Consider the following 17869-nt stretch of genomic DNA (forward strand, 5'->3'; position numbering starts at 1 on the left):
CACGCAAGAAAGAAGGACGTTATGAAGATCACTCAAGGAAAACTCATGAAGATCGCTGAGTGAAGGGACCGTAAAGTCAAAGGAAAAAGAACGTCGGAAAGCCGTATGAGGGAAAACTTTACGTACGGTTTGATGAGGGGGAGCTGAAAGTAAAGAGGTAGCCGAAAGGCTACCCCTAGAAATCAGTTCTCTACTCTACATTTATGAACAAACCTGTTTTTTATGAGGTAAATCTTCTTTTATATATTGTGTTAATAATACATCAAGCTCTTGGCTATATTTAATTGATATGTTAGAATTCAGCCCGTTTTGTAGGACAATGTCAATTAGCTCGGCTCGTTTCTTTTCAATCATTTGAAGCATTTCTTGTTTAGACACGAGAACTTGTCCTTTCTTTGCATAGATTAGCTATTTCTATTATATCATTTTCAAACATATGATATAAGCAGCAATGATTCTATTATAAATGGTTATAAGGTGGAATGAAAAGGAAAATTTGCCATAAGATATGAAATTGACATAAAAATGTCACATAAAGAAACATTTAAAATAATAGAACTTTTGCTAGAATAGAGAAGACATTCTCTTTAGGAGGAGTAATATGACAGATGTAAATATATTTTTAGCTTTTGGAGCAGGTTTTTTATCTTTTATTTCTCCATGCTGTTTACCACTATATCCGGCATTTTTATCGTATATAACAGGAGTATCTGTAGGTGAATTAAAATCTGAAAATGCATTATTACAGAAAAGAAGTTTATTACATACAGTCTTCTTTTTATTAGGATTTTCTTCAATATTTATAGCACTTGGGTTTGGTACGTCTTTTATAGGAGAACTTTTTCAAAATTATCAAGATTTAATAAGACAAATTGGTGCTTTGTTAATTATCGTATTTGGACTCATGATAGTTGGAGTTTTTAACCCTAAATTTTTAATGAAAGAGCATCGGTTTGAATTTAAAAACCGTCCTACAGGGTATATAGGTACATTCTTTATTGGCATGGCTTTTGCAGCAGGCTGGACACCATGCACGGGACCAATTCTCTCTGCGGTAATTTGGTTAGCAGCAACAAATCCAGGATCCGCAATGCTTTATATGATTGCCTATATATTAGGCTTCGCAGTTCCATTTCTGGTATTATCCTTTTTTATCGGAAAGCTTGGTTGGATTAAAAAGCATAACATGGCTATAATGAAAATAGGAGGATATCTCATGATTTTTATGGGGATTCTGTTATTTTTTGACATAATGACATCTATTATTATTTTCTTAACAAGGTTTTTTGGAGGTTTCACTGGTTTTTAATGTTTTGCCCTATTTTAGTGACAATTTTACTATATTTAAGACGTAAATTTGATATAATGGTCATATGTGTGATAGATATTGCATTGAAGGTTAGAAAGATATGAGATAGCCTCCAATTAAGTCAAATGTCAATCGCCTTCTATTAAGAGGGATTGTGGGTTCAATCTTTCTTTTATATTATCAGAATTTTAGATCATATCTGATAGTATAAGAAAAACTGAGGCTTTCGTCTATAGACGATTAGCTGGTTTTTCTCATCATGTATGAGGAGGAGCTAGGCATGGCTAGAATTTTAATTGTTGATGATGCCAAGTTTATGAGAATGACTTTGTCAAATATATTGAAAAAGGCAAACCATGTAATTGTAGGAGAAGCTGAAAATGGGATTCAGGCTGTTGAACTTTTCGAAAAGGAAAAACCGGATTTGGTTACTCTAGATATTACAATGCCAGAGAAAAATGGAATAGAGGCTTTAAAAGAAATCAAACAACAATATTCTGATGCAAAAATTATTATGTGCTCTGCAATGGGGCAGCAAAAAATGGTTGTCGAAGCAATTGAAGCCGGAGCTAAAGATTTCATAGTAAAACCGTTTGATGAAAATCGTGTATTAGAAGCTGTTGATCGAGTATTAGGATAATAGATTAAAAACCATTTAAGATATCTATATCTTAAATGGTTTTTATCTTTAGTTGTTTTACTCCTTTAAGTCTGAACAGATTTTTGGAGAGGTATGTTATTTTTATTAGAGATTTTCTAGGTATCCTTTCGAAATTCGTTTATACTAGTACATATAGAGTTAACTAGTAAAGGATTGATATTATTGTTAACGGTTGTTTCATCGTTCATTGCTGTGGCAATGGCCTTATTTGTATTATTCATTCGTTTTAAATCTGCTAAAAAACCTGCATCAGCTAAAAAGATTATTTTGCCACCGATCTTTATGAGTACAGGTGCATTGATGTTTATTCATCCATTCTTTCGCGTAACAGCAGCGGAATTTTTTGAGGCATTATTTGTAGGAATGTTTTTTTCTATTTTTTTAATTAAAACTTCAAATTTTGAAATTAGAGATAATAACATTTATCTAAAGCGATCTAAGGCATTTGCTTTCATATTAATAGGTTTATTAATTATTCGAATCATCATGAAGTCCTTTTTGAGTACAACAATAGACGTAGGGGAACTGAGTGGGATGTTTTGGATTTTAGCTTTTGGAATGATTGTTCCGTGGCGTATTGCTATGTATCGTGCATTTTTGCGAGTCCAGAAAGAACATCATTTATCGAATAACCATAAATGATTTATTATGAAGAATTACAAAAAAAGATCCGAATCATTAAATTTCGGATCTTTTTATTTGGTGATAGGACTTCTCGCTTTACTCATTAAAATAGAGCTTTATATTCAGAGTAGTCAATTTGTTTTTCAGTAAGTCTTTTCATAAGAAATTTATGATCACGTTTAGGAGTTGCCATAATATAACCTCTTATGATTAAATCTAAATTGATTGATGATGCTTGTTCTATTAAGGCCAATTGACCGATTTTTCCTGCAATTTTAGCTCTTGCAACATCTCGAAACAGCTCAGGTACTGGTTCTACCAACTCTTCTAGCAAGTTTTTTTCTTCATCGTTCCACATATGTCTCGTCTTTTCTAAATAGTAGTCTTGCCAATCTAAATCTGATTTTCCATCTTCTTTAGGTAATCTTTGTAAAAATTTCCGGAACATAAAGTAGCCGCCAATAGCAAGCATAGATACAAGAAATACAACCCAAAACAAGATAAACCAAAGGAACCAACCTTCTAACACTTTATTCACCTCTTGTCCTAACCATATAAAGGATTAAAAGAAGCAGCTAACGCAATTAATAATACTTATTGCATTACTGCCTTTAATTATTTGATATTTAATTCAATATATTTCGTTTGACCTACTCATGATGGCCAAAAGCATGATGCTCTTTTGCTAAGAGGAGTAATGATTTCTTAACAGCTTCCACTTTTTTTCGATCATAAGAAGAAGTCATCAAATCATTCAATTCAGCTTGAACGTGAAACATGGAATGTTTATAAAAAATATCAAGTCGAATCGTCCCAACATCTGTTGGTAAGTATAGAAATTCATATGTACGTGACATAATAGCTCCTCCTAAAGAAGACACCAATCATAAGTTGTCTATTTAAAAATAAATATATATTTTAATAATAGCAGAAAACGTTTTAATACGCACTAATTTTTCGAAAAATTTGCCATTATTAAACAAACAAAGGCGTATCAACATATTCCTGAAAAAAGAGGAGGTTAAACATATGTTTAACCTCCTCTAATCCCTTCCGATCCGTACATTGGTTAAGTGTCCCGCAACAAGCGAATGTTTCGGAAGGGATAATGTTAGTGTAGTCAATTTTTTAATAAATGTAAAGAATTGTTTATATGGTTAATAATGGATTGAATACATTCTACTAGAAATGTCATTATAAGTATTTCATTATGGGATTAAATGTATTAAGTTGATCTACAAAACACAAAAAATTGATTTGATATTTTTTATATGTATTTATTAAATAGTTCTGTTATGATAAAAATGAGACTAGCATGAAGGGAAGAAAAAATAATGGGAAAATTAATAGCTGTTCAATTATTCACACTAAGAGATGAGTGTGAGCAAGATTTTTATGGCACTTTAGAAAAAGTAGCTGCACTAGGGTTCAATGGAGTTGAATTGGCTGGGTATTATGGCAAGGAAGCTGTTGAATTAAAACAAACTCTGGATAACCTGGGATTAGTTGCTGTAAGCAGTCATGTGTCATTAGAAAGAATGGAACAACATTTAGAGGATGAATTAGCATATTTGAAAACGCTTAATTGTGAAAACATTGTATGTCCATACTTAGTTGAGGATCGAAGAAATGAATATGATCAACTTGCGCAAACTTTAAATAAAGTTGGAGAACGCTGTTCTGAAGAAGGAATCGCATTAAGCTATCATAATCATGATTTTGAATTAGAAAAAAGAGAAGGCCGCTCACATCTTGAAAGATTATTTGATGAGACGAATCCGGAGTATGTTAAGGCTGAATTAGATGTATATTGGTTAACACTAGCTGGTGAAAATCCGGTAGATTGGATGAAAAAATATACAGGACGTATGCCATTGATCCATTTAAAGGATATGACAACAGATTCTGATAAAACTTTTGCAGAATTAGGAACTGGTGGTGTTAATCTGGAAGCTATCTTACATACTCTTGATGAAGCCAAAGTTGAATGGATGGTTGTAGAGCAAGATAAATGTAAACGTTCCCCACTTGAAAGTGTGGAAATAAGCATCAATTATTTAAAAGATCAACTCTCAAAAGTAAATTAAGCTATACAAAAAATGAAAGCACTCTAAACAGGGGTGCTTTCATTTTTTTGTAGATTTGTAGTGTTATAGGATGGTGTAGTTTATTCTAAAAGGTGTATTGGATATTGCTTACATTTCCATGCTCCTATGTTGTAGGTCTTGTTTACGATAAGCTGTTGGTGAAATCTTTTTTTGATCACGAAAAACACGTGAAAATGTCTGGAATGAACGATATCCGACCTCTAAAGCTATATCAGTAACAGGAATGGTTGTTGATGTTAATAGGCTGCATGCATGACGAATTCTGACTTCATGTAAGAAATGAACAAAGTTTAGACCTACATGTTCTTTAAAAAGTTCACTTAAATATGGAACACTCACATGAAATTTGTTTGCTAAATTGGATAAAGTGATATCATCCTGATAATGTGTATGAATGTATTGAATAACATCCCAAATGATTCCTTTTTTTGTTGCCTTTTTATTAGTGGCTGCTGAGGAATTTTGAGTACGTCTCAATCGTTCGAAAATGACCATAATTTCAGCAAGCTTAGCTTTTATTAAAATGTCTTTATACGGTTTATTTTGTGTGTATTCTTCAAGCATTTCTTCTAAGATGCTCCTCATTTTTAGGAAATCTGGAGCATCTATCTTGATAAACGGATCTAGAAAAAGATCTTCTGAATTAATTAATGCATCTTGTAATCCTAAATGATGAAGTAATGCTAAATCAAACATACAATTGTATAAAACCAATGTTGATTCTTTATCAGCAGATATTTTATGTATTTGGTAAGGGAGAATAAACGTGAAGGTACCGGGCTCCATTTTATGTTTTTTTCCGTTAATTATCTCAGTTCCGAATCCTTCAATGACTAATGAGAATTCAAGATAATCATGACGATGTGAAGGAAACTGATCTTTAATTTTATGAATTGATAGATGAAACGGAAATGATGTGTTCATATTAGGATATTCAGATAAATACATGGGAAAATTGGTCATATTAACCGTTTCCTCCTATCAGAAAAAATGAGATAAACAGATGAAAAACTGATCTGCTTTTTTATCCATTATATTTTACCATATCTGTAAGCGTTTTTTTACATCGATAAAATGAATAAAGAGTTAGGAGGTTTTTTACGTTGGATAGTCAAAAAATTAGATTAGGTATTATAGGTGCAGGGGCTATTGGAAATGTTCATTTAAGTACATTTTCACAATTAACCGATTCAATCGTTCTGCAAGGAATTACTGATGCTTATCTTCCACTGGCAGAACAAAGGGCAACTGAATATAAAGTAAATCAAGTGTTTAATAGTGCAGAGGAATTAATTCATGATTCCAACATAGATGCTGTAATTATTGGTGTACCTAATAAATGGCATGCTCCACTAGCTTTACAAGCGTTAAAAGCAGGTAAGCATGTGTTAATAGAGAAACCGATGGGTATCAATAGCGAAGCGGCAAAAGAAATTGTAAGAGCACAGCGAGATTCGGGGAAAATCGTCATGGTTGCACATCAAATGAGATGGCAATGGCAAATCCAGCAAATTAAAGAACAGGTAGAAAAGGGCTCGTTAGGAAAGATTTATCATGCCAAAACAGGCTGGTTTCGTAGAAAAGGGATCCCGGGTTGGGGAAGCTGGTTTACAACCAAATCAGAAGCTGGTGGGGGACCATTAATTGATATCGGTGTTCATATGTTAGATCTAGGGCTATATTTAATGGGGAATCCAAAACCGGTTTCCGTTTACGGGTCTACCTATGCTGAATTCGGACCAAGAAAGAAAGGAATAGGTACCTGGGGAACTCCAAATTGGAATGGACAATATGATGTTGAAGATCTGGCCACAGCTTTAATCAAGATGGAGGATGGATCAACACTTTCCTTGGAAGTTAGCTGGGCTGTACATATGGCTACCAGCAATAACCCTTTTATTCACTTAATGGGATCTGAAGGCGGTGCATCACTTGAAGGGAATTCAGCAAAGATTTTGACTGAACAGTTCGATCGTACTATTGATCTCGAGCTTACTCCAAAAGATCTTGAAGAAGATGAGCGCATTCAATTAAGCAAACATTTTATTGAGTGTATTGGTGAGGAAAAACAACCGATTACCTCTGTAATGTCAGGGTTAACGAACAATCTTATTTTAGATGCGATCTATGAATCATCCAAAACAGGACGTGAAGTCATTTTAGATTGGGAGATTTAGTTCGTGTGAAATTCCTAAGCTAAACAAATGATGATCGTAGGTTTAATACGAGTAAGTTTTTCAACTTTCCTTAAAGAGGGTGATAGGTGATGTTAAGGGGATTAACAAAAGCTGGATTAGGATCATTCGCAGATGATAAACAATTTATTGAGTTAGCATCAGAATACTCTTTTCAATCTGTTGATCTTGATGCAAAGAATTTAATCGAAGCCTATGGACTAATAGAAGCACAAGAGATTTTACTAGTTAATAATATTCAATTAGGGGCGATAGGTTTACCAGTTGAATGGAGAAGTTCTCATGAAGAATTCTCAAAGGATTTAGTCAATCTTGCTTCGGCTGCTAAGGCAGCACAAGAATTAGGATGTACTCGATGTTGTACGTATATTTTACCCTCAACTGATTTAAAATCAGCCCAATTTATGAGTTTAGCAGTAAAACGCCTGAGAATTTGTGCGGAAATTCTAGGCTCATATGATGTGAGACTTGGTTTGGAATATGTTGGTCCACACCATTTAAGAAACACCTGGAAAAATCCTTTTATATGGACACAAGAGGAAACACTCCAATTAATTGATGCGATAGGATTACCGAATGTAGGATTATTGTTAGATTCGTATCATTGGTACACAACAGGTCTCTCAAGTGAAGACTTATCCAATTTAAATGCACAGCAGATTGTTCATGTTCATATTAATGATGCAGAGAATTTACCGGTGGAAGAGCTTAAGGATAATGATCGGCTTTATACAGGAGAAGGGGTAATTGATTTACCTTTATTCTTGAAAAGTATTAAGAAAACTGGCTATAGCGGCCCAATATCCCAAGAAGTATTAACTCCTTCACAACCAAGTGAATCAGGTGAAGAGCTGATAAAACGTTCTAAAATTGGGTTTGATAAAGTGTTTAGCAACATCTAAAGAATAATGAAGGCGATCAGAAAATTGATCGCCTTTTACTAAATATCAGTCATTTAAAACTTTATCCATAACTGCCTTAGTATTAGGTCCGAAAATCCCATCATTTACAAGGTCTGGGAAGCGTTTTTGAAATTTAATAACAGCTTCCTTTGTTTCTGGTCCATATATTCCATCTACTGTCACGTCATAGCTCATATCATTTAATGCTTTTTGAAGTGTTTTCACTGCTTCACCTCTGCTGCCCATTTTTAAAACAGTATTTTCAAAGCCGAAAGAGTTGATTTCTTTCGATAGTTTAGCATGTGTTTTTGGTCCGTAAATTCCATCTGCTTTTAGCGTTTTCGTTGATTTTTGAAAGGCAATTACAGCTGTTTTTGTATTAGGACCAAAAATACCATCCTCAGATAATTCAGCACCCATTGCTTTATTTAATGCACGTTGCATAATTATTACATTGCTCCCTTAGATCCTTCTTTTAATGTACCCGATAGGTCAAAAATAGAATAATTGACATTTTCTTGAGCACTTACGCCCCCAGCAGGAATACCTAATAATAGAACAGATGCAGTTAACACAGTTGCTGATAATTTTTTTAAGTTTTTCAAATGAAACAGCTCCCTTTGTTTGTTATTCATCTATGAAACGGATGATGTTGAACAATTGTTTCATCCGAATGATGATTTTTCACTTTTTTGTTCTTAAAAATGGTGTTATCCTAGTAGGGACAAGAATTAAATTCTTAAATGCACCCGGCTATTCAGCGTTGAAATTCTTTTAAAGGTAAAAAGGAAAGCGTTTTCGTATAGAAGACAAGAAAGGGGAAGGTAGAGATATGTCGAATCAATCTGTTATCAAAAGTATTGAAAAGGTAGAGGTTCCAACTATCATGAAAGCGGCAGTAATGACAAGACCTTATGAGGTTGAAGTCCAAGAAGTTGCTGTTCCAAAGGTTGAAGGAAATGAAGTTTTAGTCAAGGTAATGGCTGTTGGAATATGTGGGTCTGATATTCATTATTATGAACATGGAAAAATAGGAAGATATGTTGTTGAAAAACCGATTATTTTAGGTCATGAATGTGCAGGAATAGTTGTAGAGGTTGGAGAACAAGTTTCCAAGTTGAAAATCGGTGATCGTGTAGCGGTTGAACCGGGTATTACATGTGGACAATGTGAATATTGCAAGGAAGGGAGATATAATCTTTGTCCTGATGTACAATTTTTAGCAACACCTCCAATCGACGGTGCCTTTGTTCAATATATAAAGCACAGAGAAGATTTTTTATTTACAATTCCAGACGAACTATCATTTGAAGAAGCATCACTTGTTGAGCCTTTTTCAGTCGGGATTCATGCGGCAAAAAGGTCAAAACTTCAACCTGGTTCAACAGTAGCTATAATGGGAATGGGACCTGTTGGCCTTACAGCCATAGCGGCAGTAAAAGCCTTTGGAGCTTCGAAAATTATCGTAACGGACTTAGAGGATAATCGATTGAATGCTGCCAAAAAGCTAGGTGCTACACATGTTATAAATGTTTTGGAGCAGGATGCAAATCAAGAAATTGCAAATATCACTGCCGGAAAAGGTGTTGACGTTTGCTTTGAAACTGCAGGTAATCCTAAAGCGCTTCAAACAGCTCTAAAATCATTAAAAAGAGGCGGTAAATTAGCAATCGTTGGGTTACCGTCACAAGATGAAATTCCATTAAATGTACCACTTATCGCGGATTATGAATTAGATATTTTCGGAATTTTTAGATATGCAAATACGTATAATCAAGGAATTGAGTTTCTAGCATCGCAAAATTACAATTTGGATAGCTTAATTACAGATCGGTATACTCTTGATGAAACGAAAGAAGCAATGGACCGTGCTAGACTTAATAAAAAAGAAAGTTTAAAAGTTATTGTGTATCCAAATGGTTTAATAGATTAGTAGTTTACATAAATAAGTTTGATTCAAATATGGAGGACCTATGGGTAATTTTAGTCTTTATCAGCATGAATTACTTACAAATCACTATTATCCAAGAGTAAACGCTTATTATTTTAAACAGTGGGATTTTCACCACATGGATTTTCATACTCATAAAGAAGTTGAGATTATGTATGTGATAAACGGTCAATGTGTAGTAGAGGCTGAGCAAGAAACGATTCAGATGAAAAAGGGGGATGTGATTCTCCTTGATGCAAATGTTCCCCATCGTTTACTTGTTGAAGAAGGTAGCCCGTGTCGAATGTTAAACATTGAATTCACTTTTGTATCAAAAGAGGGAAGTTTTCCATCGATAAAGGAATTAACCGACCATTCAATTAGTTTAAATAGGTTTCTAACATTAAAAAGACCATATGTTGTTTTTAAGGACCCGAATGAGATTTATCATTCTTTAAAGACTTTAGTTTTGGAACTTGATAATGAAAGATCTATACAAGATCCAATGGTTTATTTATTATTTAGTCAGCTTTTGATTCAGCTATCAAGAATGATCATTGACAAGGATGAAAATAATCAATATGATTTAAGTCAGCAATCAAATGTTTATGTAAAACAAGCGGTTGATTACCTTCATCAAAATTATGATCGTGATATCCAAATCAAAGATATTGCCATAGCGGTGAGCCTTCATTCAGGCTATCTGCACCGTATTTTTAAACAACAAATGAAGTGTACGATTTTGGACTATTTAACCAGGCTTAGAATCCAAAAAGCAAAAATGTTGTTAAAAGAAACAGAAATACCTGTAATTGAAATTACACATTATGTTGGTGTAAATAGTCGTCAATATTTTAGTATGTTATTTAAAAAATATACAGGGCAAACTCCAAATGAATACAGAAAATTAGTGAAAAAATCTATTCAAAAAGTGAATTACTGAGTTTGGGATGGCCAATGGTCATCCTATTTTTTATATTATAAAAGTTAGGATTTTTGACATGAAAACCTTTGAGAAAGTTATGATATTGGAAACGTATACAATATTTTGTTGTTAAAATAATAATAACAAAACGAAAAGGAGTGCTTTCTTTATATGTCATTTAAAATTTCTTTTATCGGCGCAGGAAGTATAGGGTTTACTAGAGGACTTTTACGTGATTTGTTATCTGTATCTGAATTTCAAGATATTGAAGTATCTTTTACAGATATTAATCCTTCAAACCTTCAAATGGTAACAGAACTATGTCAACGCGATATTGATGAAAATGGATTGGATATAAAGATTCATGCTACAACTAATCGCAAGGAAGCCTTAAGAGGCGCAAGATATATTTTTTCGGTTGTAAGAATCGGTGGACTCGAGGCCTTTGGACTAGATATTGATATCCCGCTTAAGTATGGAATCGATCAGTGTGTTGGTGATACATTGTGTGCTGGTGGGATTATGTATGGTCAACGCGGAATTGCAGAAATGTTGGAAATCTGTAAGGATATTAAAGAAGTAGCAGAGGAGAATTGTATTCTTTTAAACTATGCAAATCCAATGGCTATGATTACTTGGGCTTGTAATGTATATGGCGGTGTGAATACAATCGGACTCTGTCATGGAGTTCAAGGCGGGCATAGGCAAATTGCAGAAGTGTTGGGCTATAAAAAAGAAGAGATCGACATTATTTGTGCTGGGATCAATCATCAAACATGGTACATTAGTGTGAAACATAAGGGAGAAGATTTAACAGAAAATCTTTTAGAAGCATTTGAGGAACATCCTGAGTTTCGTAAAACGGAAAAAGTTAGAATTGATATGTTAAGAAGATTTGGTTATTATTCTACAGAATCAAATGGACATTTAAGTGAATATGTCCCATGGTATCGAAAACGCACGGATGAGATTAAGGAATGGATAGATTTAGGCTCATGGATAAATGGTGAAACAGGTGGATATTTACGTGTTTGCACAGAAGGAAGGAATTGGTTTGAGACAGATTTTCCAAATTGGATGAAGGAACCTTCTCTAACATATAAACAGGAGAATCGCAGTGAGGAACATGGTTCGTATATTATTGAAGGACTTGAAACTGGACGAGTATATCGAGGACATTTTAATGTAGTGAATAATGGGGTAATCTCAAATCTTCCTGATGATGCCATAATTGAAGCCCCCGGATATGTGGATCGTAATGGAATCAATATGCCACATGTAGGTGACCTTCCGCTTGGATGTGCTGCTGTATGTAATGTGAGTATTTCTGTTCAACGATTAGCAGTGGAAGCAGCTGTTAAGGGAGATGACTTTCTATTACGTCAAGCGATGATGATGGATCCATTAGTAGGAGCGGTATGTAATCCGAAAGAAATATGGCAAATGACAGATGAACTATTAGTTGCACAGGAAAAATGGTTACCACAATATTCGAAAGCAATTTCGGAAGCAAAATATCGTCTTGAAGCAAAACAACTTATCCCAACGAAAAATTATAAAGGTGCTGCTCGCTTAAAAATTAAAACAATTGAAGAAATGGCTGAGAATAAAGAAGAATCAACGAAAAATGCAAGTGCTGCAGATAAGGCAAAAGAACGGCCTTCATCTGTGGGGGAATTATAATTTAAAGAAATTGTGAGATGATGGACTATTAATTTTTAACGAAATATATTATACTCATTACTCTATTATTTATTTAAAAAATATTTTGAATTGGTGAAATAATAAAATTCTCTTTGACAGTTTTCTTTTCTCATGCTACTATGCTATTAAATTCAAAATATCATTAATTATCAAAAAACTCTTATTGAGAGTGGCGGAGGGACTGGCCCGATGAAGCCCGGCAACCATTCAACGATCATTGTTGAAAAGGTGCTAATTCCTACAAAGTATATTACTTTGACAAATAAGAGGGGATTTCATTGAAATGAAGACCTCTCTATTTTAAATAGAGAGGTCTTTTAAGTACTAGAAGAAGTAATCGTCTGAAAATTACATATCAAATGTAACAGGTGCTGTGAAATTCTATCACAGCTTAAAAGGGAAGTTCGGTGAAAATCCGGCACGGTCCCGCCACTGTAATGGGGAGCAACTTATTAATAACCACTATTTCAATATGAAATGGGAAGGGATAAGAAGCGATGAACCTAAGTCAGGAGACCTGCCTGTTATATGCGCTTGTACCTACGGATGTATAGGGAGGAGTGAGGAATACGTGTTGAGAAAGCCGGAATGTCTCAACTCTAGTTAGCTATGCGTATGAATCTCTCTTTTCTAATTTGAAAAGAGAGATTTTTTGTTTGAGGCAAAAATACAACAAATGATAGGAGTGCATGAATACAATGAGTCAAATACAAAGCTCGAACTTAGGATATCCCCGTATTGGTGAAAAACGTGAATGGAAAAAGGTGCTTGAACAATACTGGGCAGGTAATCTTGGTAAAGACACATTTTTAAACCAAATGGAAGAGATCCGCCTACAACATCTAAAAAAACAAAAAGAGCAAGGCATTGATTTAATTCCGATAGGAGATTTCAGCTTTTATGATCATGTTCTTGATACAGCTGTCATGTTTGGTCTTGTTCCAGATCGCTTTGATTACACGGCTGGCCCAGTTTCTTTAGAAACATATTTTGATATGGCAAGAGGTAATAAAGGTGCAGTTGCCTGTGAAATGACAAAATGGTTTAACACAAATTATCACTATATTGTGCCTGAGTTAAATCATGCTGAACCTAAACTTGTGGAAAACCGACCACTTACATTTTATAAAGAAGCAAAACAGAAATTAAATATTGAAGGAAAACCAATCATTTTAGGTCCAGTGACTTTTGTAAAACTATCAAAAGGATACAAAAAGTCTGAGTTTCACGATTTAGTAAAGAGATTTGTCCCGCTTTATGCTGAAATCCTGCAGCAATTACAAACAGAAGGTGTCCAGTGGGTTCAAATTGATGAACCAATAGTAGCGACAAATATAACTTATGATGAGGTTGAACTGCTCCGAGAAGTCTATCAGCAGTTACATGAAGCAGCACCAAATGTTCACGTGATTTTACAAACGTATTTTGATCATATTGACTATTTCAACGAAGTTTGTTCATTACCAGTTCATGGTATAGGACTTGATTTTGTCCATGATGGCGGCCATCACCTTAAGGCTTTAAAAAGCTTTGGGTTTCCGAGTGATAAAGTGTTAGCAGCTGGTGTAGTCAATGGCCGTAACATTTGGCGCTGTAATCTCGAAGAGCAACTTTCACTTTTGACAGAAATATCAGAGTTTGTGTCAAACGACCGTTTAATCGTCCAGCCATCATCAAGTTTGTTACATGTACCAGTTACTGTAAAAAGTGAAGAAGCACTTGATTTGGTTCTCAAAAATGCCCTATCCTTTGCTGATGAAAAAATAAATGAAGTTATTGTCTTAACTAAAGCGCTAAATAATGGCATTGAATCAGTACAAGAACAACTGAAAGAGAGTATTACATCTATTCAATCTTTAAACCATTCTTCTTTTAGAAACAATTCGGATGTACAAGATGCGATAAAAAACATTCATGTATATGATGTAGACCGAAGAGCAGAGCTTTCTGTGCGTCAGGAACTGCAGGCAAAAGCTTTTGATTTACCTTTGCTTCCTACCACAACAATAGGTAGCTTCCCACAAACAAAAGAAGTTAGAAATCAACGTTTAAAATGGCGTAAAGGCGAGTTAACCGATGCGGAATATGAGGAATATATAAAAGCAGAGATTAAAAAATGGATCGATATTCAAGAAGAATTAGGTCTAGATGTTTTTGTTCATGGTGAATTCGAACGTACAGATATGGTTGAATATTTTGGAGAAAAACTACAAGGATTCCAATTTACAAAGTTTGGATGGGTTCAATCATATGGATCACGATGTGTGAAACCGCCACTTATCTACGGTGATGTTGATTTGAAGGAATCAATGACGGTAAAGGAAACGGTATTCGCTCAATCACTAACATCAAAACCTGTTAAAGGAATGCTGACTGGTCCGATAACTATATTAAATTGGTCATTTGTTCGTGATGATATTTCCCGTTTCGATGTGGCAAATCAAATTGCTCTGGCACTGAGAAAAGAGGTTGATAGCCTTGAGAAAAACGGAATCCGAATGATTCAAGTTGATGAACCGGCAATTAGAGAAGGATTACCTTTAAAACGTGAAAATTGGGATCGTTACCTTAATGATGCAGTTTATGCATTTAAGCTAGCAACAACATCCGTTCAAGATGAGACTCAAATTCATACACATATGTGTTATTCAGACTTTAAAAATATTATTACAACCATTGATGAACTTGATGCAGATGTTATTTCGATTGAAACTTCAAGAAGTCACGGAGAATTAATCCAAGCTTTTGAAGAAACAACATATAATAAAGGGATTGGATTGGGTGTATATGATATTCATAGTCCACGTGTGCCAAAAGTTGAGGAACTTCTAAGAAATATTGATCGGGCACTTCAAGTGTTGGATCCAAAATTGTTCTGGATCAATCCTGATTGTGGATTGAAGACACGCGGAATAGAAGAAACGATTGCAGCGTTAAAGGTAATGGTAGAAGCAGCTGAGTACACGAGAGAAAAGATGCTTGTAAACAAAAGCTAAAAAATAACATAAAAAATGCGGGATCTCATTAGGTCCCGTATTTTTTATGACCATTGATTACTTTATGAAAAAGAGTTCACAAAAAATAAAAGAATTATAGTGAAGTCTCTGTTGAATACAAACCGAATAGTGTAAAATAGGTATGTAAATTACTCATTTTGAGGCTTGTTTAAATGTCCTGTTGATTTCCGTTTCATTTAATAATGATAAAAATCAATACTTATCTATAACATGGCCACAAATTATAAGTCCAACTGGAGGTTTTCACTTTACCATGCCTAGTCGTTATGCAGATTCTAATTTAAAACTATTTTCGCTTAACTCTGATCCCAAGTTAGCGAGGAAGATTGCCGAAATTCTTGGGATTGAATTAGGGAAGAGTTCTGTTACTCGTTTTAGTGATGGAGAAATTCAAATTAACATTGAGGAAAGTATTCGTGGAGATGAGGTGTACATCATCCAATCGATTAGCAATCCTGTAAATGAACATTTAATGGAATTATTAATTATGGTAGATGCTTTAAAGCGTGCATCTGCAAAAACAATCAATTTGGTTATTCCATATTACGGATATGCCAGACAGGACCGTAAAGCTAGAGCGAGGGAGCCAATTACTGCAAAGCTAGTGGCAAATCTACTTCAAAGAGCAGGCTCTACTCGTGTGATTGCTCTTGATTTACACGCCCCCCAGATTCAGGGCTTCTTTGATATTCCAATAGACCATCTATTAGGTGTTCCAATCTTAGGGGAATACTTCATAAATAAGAACTTAGAAGATATTGTGATTGTTTCACCAGACCACGGCGGTGTTACACGGGCACGTAAATTGGCAGATCGTTTGAAAGCTCCAATTGCGATAATTGATAAAAGACGTCCAAGACCAAATGTTGTAGAGGTTATGAATATCGTTGGCCATATTGAAGGGAAAACAGCAATCTTAATTGATGATATTATCGACACAGCCGGTACGATAACATTAGCCGCAAATGCACTAGTAGAGCATGGGGCAAAAGAAGTGTATGCATGTTGTACACATCCGGTTTTATCCGGCCCTGCAATTGAACGAATCCAAAGTTCTAAAATAAAGGAATTGGTTATAACCGACTCAATTACGGTTCCGGAAGAAAAGCGTATTGACAAATTAGTAGAGTTATCAGTCGCGCCATTAATTAGTGAAGCGATCAAACGAATTTACGAAAAGCAATCAGTGGACGAGTTAGTGCAGTAATAATGTTTAATAAAGAATTAACCGGAGCTGGTAAAATACTCCGGTTATTCTTATTGTTGAAATTTCCCAGTAGGAGTAATAAGGAAGTGGAAGTTTTGAGTATAAAAGCAACAAAGGTAAAAGACCTAAGTGCAGATTGTGAAAATTGCTTTGGCTTATGTTGTGTAGCTTTGCCTTATATGAAATCTGCAGATTTTGCTTATGATAAGGAAAGTGGCATACCATGTGGTAACCTTCAATCGGATTATCGGTGTAGCATTCATAATAATTTAAGAAGTAATGGATTTCGCGGTTGTACTGTTTATGAATGTTTCGGGGCAGGTCAAAAGGTTTCACAAGTAACTTATAGTGGGAAAGACTGGAGAAGCAAAAAAGAAATTGCTAAAGAAATGTTTGATGTCTTCCCAATCATGCAACAGCTTCATGAAATGCTTCGTTACTTATATGAAGCTCTAAATAGAAAAGAAGCTAGAGAAATACATAAAGATATATATCAAGCAATAGAACAGACTGAACACCTCACCTATTTAAATCCGAAGTCTATATTAAAAATAGATCTATTACGACATAGAGCATTTGTTAATGATGTATTAATTAGAACGAGTGAACTTGTTCGTACAACAGGAAAGAACGGTCTAAAACAAAAGGTGAAAATGAAAAAAGGAATCGAAATGATTGGCTCAAATTTAAAAGGAGCAAATCTTAGGGGAGCAAATTTAAGGGGAGCTTTTCTTATTGCATGTGATCTAAGAGATGCTGATTTAAGATATGTCGATTTTATTGGTGCTGACCTTCGAGATGCAAATATTAGTGGAGCAAATTTAAGTGGGTGTATTTTTTTAACACAAGCGCAAATTAATTCTGCCAATGGAGATCTTCATACAAAATTACCTCCATCTTTAGACATTCCTTCCCATTGGTTAAAATAAAGAATAGATGAGAAATTTCATTGTCTTTTTCAAAATTGACTTAATGTGAAAATTCTGTTAAAATTATAGTAAGTTAAATGAACGTTAATTCCTCCAAAGGGGAGTAGCTGTTAAACAAAGTCGTCATTTCGGGTTCATACCCCGGCTTTGTTGGCAATAATTATTGCTAGCGAGACCTTTGCCAATTGATTTTTCAATTTGGTAAAGGTCTTTTTTTAGATCTTTACCATCATCGGTAAAGGTCTTTTTCTTTTAGTAAGGAATTCTTTCTTTTAACTTATTTTATTGAATGGGAGTGAGTGAAAAGCATATTTAGCAGCATAATTAATTTCCAACAAAAACGAAATGTTACTTTAGG

General features: G+C 34.6%; 18 protein-coding genes and 2 riboswitches. Of the genes, 12 read left to right on the forward strand and 6 right to left on the reverse strand.

Annotated elements, in window-relative coordinates:
- Positions 1 to 201 precede the first annotated feature (201 nt).
- Positions 202 to 363, reverse strand: a complete 162-nt coding sequence (locus LC095_RS02955; protein WP_084042933.1) for an aspartyl-phosphate phosphatase Spo0E family protein — start codon at positions 361 to 363, stop codon at positions 202 to 204.
- Positions 364 to 601: 238 nt separating this feature from the next.
- Here LC095_RS02955 and LC095_RS02960 point away from each other — a divergent pair, with 238 nt between their 5' ends.
- From LC095_RS02960 to LC095_RS02970, 3 genes are all read left to right on the forward strand, one after another.
- On the forward strand, positions 602 to 1309 hold the full coding sequence (locus LC095_RS02960; RefSeq protein WP_226526746.1) for a cytochrome c biogenesis CcdA family protein: 708 nt from the start codon (positions 602 to 604) through the stop codon (positions 1307 to 1309).
- Between the two features lie 280 nt (positions 1310 to 1589).
- Positions 1590 to 1949 (forward strand): response regulator, encoded by a 360-nt coding sequence (locus tag LC095_RS02965; RefSeq protein WP_226526747.1) that lies wholly within the window; start codon positions 1590 to 1592, stop codon positions 1947 to 1949.
- 183 nt (positions 1950 to 2132) lie between these two features.
- Positions 2133 to 2612 (forward strand): CcdC family protein, encoded by a 480-nt coding sequence (locus tag LC095_RS02970; RefSeq protein ID WP_026559245.1) that lies wholly within the window; start codon positions 2133 to 2135, stop codon positions 2610 to 2612.
- A gap of 85 nt (positions 2613 to 2697) precedes the next feature.
- On the opposite strand, the gene LC095_RS02975 is transcribed toward LC095_RS02970, so the two are convergent.
- Positions 2698 to 3123, reverse strand: a complete 426-nt coding sequence (locus LC095_RS02975; protein WP_226526748.1) for a DUF2621 domain-containing protein — start codon at positions 3121 to 3123, stop codon at positions 2698 to 2700.
- Between the two features lie 121 nt (positions 3124 to 3244).
- Positions 3245 to 3451, reverse strand: coding sequence for a hypothetical protein (locus LC095_RS02980; protein WP_026559243.1), 207 nt, complete (start codon positions 3449 to 3451; stop codon positions 3245 to 3247).
- Positions 3452 to 3928: 477 nt separating this feature from the next.
- Between LC095_RS02980 and LC095_RS02985 the strand changes: the two genes are divergently transcribed.
- Positions 3929 to 4681, forward strand: a complete 753-nt coding sequence (locus tag LC095_RS02985; RefSeq protein ID WP_226526749.1) for a sugar phosphate isomerase/epimerase family protein — start codon at positions 3929 to 3931, stop codon at positions 4679 to 4681.
- A gap of 108 nt (positions 4682 to 4789) precedes the next feature.
- On the opposite strand, the gene LC095_RS02990 is transcribed toward LC095_RS02985, so the two are convergent.
- The gene (locus tag LC095_RS02990; RefSeq protein ID WP_226526750.1) at positions 4790 to 5665 is read right to left on the reverse strand and encodes a helix-turn-helix domain-containing protein; all 876 of its coding nucleotides are present in this window, start codon (positions 5663 to 5665) and stop codon (positions 4790 to 4792) included.
- Between the two features lie 140 nt (positions 5666 to 5805).
- On the opposite strand from LC095_RS02990, the gene LC095_RS02995 reads away from it, so the two are divergent.
- The gene (locus LC095_RS02995) at positions 5806 to 6879 is read left to right on the forward strand and encodes a Gfo/Idh/MocA family protein (protein ID WP_226526751.1); all 1074 of its coding nucleotides are present in this window, start codon (positions 5806 to 5808) and stop codon (positions 6877 to 6879) included.
- A gap of 89 nt (positions 6880 to 6968) precedes the next feature.
- Entirely contained in the window at positions 6969 to 7799 is an 831-nt protein-coding gene (locus LC095_RS03000; RefSeq protein WP_226526752.1) for a sugar phosphate isomerase/epimerase family protein, read from the forward strand.
- A 45-nt stretch (positions 7800 to 7844) separates the two neighbouring features.
- Here the strand turns inward: LC095_RS03000 and LC095_RS03005 are convergent, their stop codons facing one another.
- Together LC095_RS03005 and LC095_RS03010 are read right to left on the reverse strand one after the other, a co-directional pair.
- The gene (locus tag LC095_RS03005) at positions 7845 to 8243 is read right to left on the reverse strand and encodes a peptidoglycan-binding domain-containing protein (protein WP_226526753.1); all 399 of its coding nucleotides are present in this window, start codon (positions 8241 to 8243) and stop codon (positions 7845 to 7847) included.
- A gap of 5 nt (positions 8244 to 8248) precedes the next feature.
- A complete protein-coding gene (locus LC095_RS03010) occupies positions 8249 to 8404 on the reverse strand; it encodes a hypothetical protein (RefSeq protein ID WP_226526754.1) in 156 nt (51 codons plus the stop codon).
- A 227-nt stretch (positions 8405 to 8631) separates the two neighbouring features.
- On the opposite strand from LC095_RS03010, the gene LC095_RS03015 reads away from it, so the two are divergent.
- From LC095_RS03015 to LC095_RS03040, 6 genes are all read left to right on the forward strand, one after another.
- A complete protein-coding gene (locus LC095_RS03015; protein WP_226526755.1) occupies positions 8632 to 9732 on the forward strand; it encodes an NAD(P)-dependent alcohol dehydrogenase in 1101 nt (366 codons plus the stop codon).
- A gap of 40 nt (positions 9733 to 9772) precedes the next feature.
- Positions 9773 to 10672, forward strand: a complete 900-nt coding sequence (locus LC095_RS03020) for an AraC family transcriptional regulator (RefSeq protein ID WP_226526756.1) — start codon at positions 9773 to 9775, stop codon at positions 10670 to 10672.
- Positions 10673 to 10825: 153 nt separating this feature from the next.
- Positions 10826 to 12337 (forward strand): alpha-glucosidase/alpha-galactosidase, encoded by a 1512-nt coding sequence (locus LC095_RS03025; RefSeq protein WP_226526757.1) that lies wholly within the window; start codon positions 10826 to 10828, stop codon positions 12335 to 12337.
- Between the two features lie 178 nt (positions 12338 to 12515).
- A riboswitch (SAM riboswitch) is annotated at positions 12516 to 12627 on the forward strand.
- An 80-nt stretch (positions 12628 to 12707) separates the two neighbouring features.
- Positions 12708 to 12898: riboswitch (cobalamin riboswitch) on the forward strand.
- Between the two features lie 158 nt (positions 12899 to 13056).
- A complete protein-coding gene (gene metE, locus LC095_RS03030; protein ID WP_226526758.1) occupies positions 13057 to 15354 on the forward strand; it encodes a 5-methyltetrahydropteroyltriglutamate--homocysteine S-methyltransferase in 2298 nt (765 codons plus the stop codon).
- 274 nt (positions 15355 to 15628) lie between these two features.
- A complete protein-coding gene (locus LC095_RS03035; RefSeq protein ID WP_226526759.1) occupies positions 15629 to 16582 on the forward strand; it encodes a ribose-phosphate diphosphokinase in 954 nt (317 codons plus the stop codon).
- A gap of 179 nt (positions 16583 to 16761) precedes the next feature.
- Positions 16762 to 17511: a pentapeptide repeat-containing protein gene (locus LC095_RS03040; protein ID WP_226527112.1), complete on the forward strand. Its 750-nt coding sequence runs from the start codon at positions 16762 to 16764 to the stop codon at positions 17509 to 17511.
- Positions 17512 to 17869 lie beyond the last annotated feature (358 nt).

It is taken from the genome of Metabacillus niabensis (assembly GCF_020524345.1).
In the GTDB taxonomy this organism is placed as follows: domain Bacteria; phylum Bacillota; class Bacilli; order Bacillales; family Bacillaceae; genus Metabacillus; species Metabacillus niabensis_B.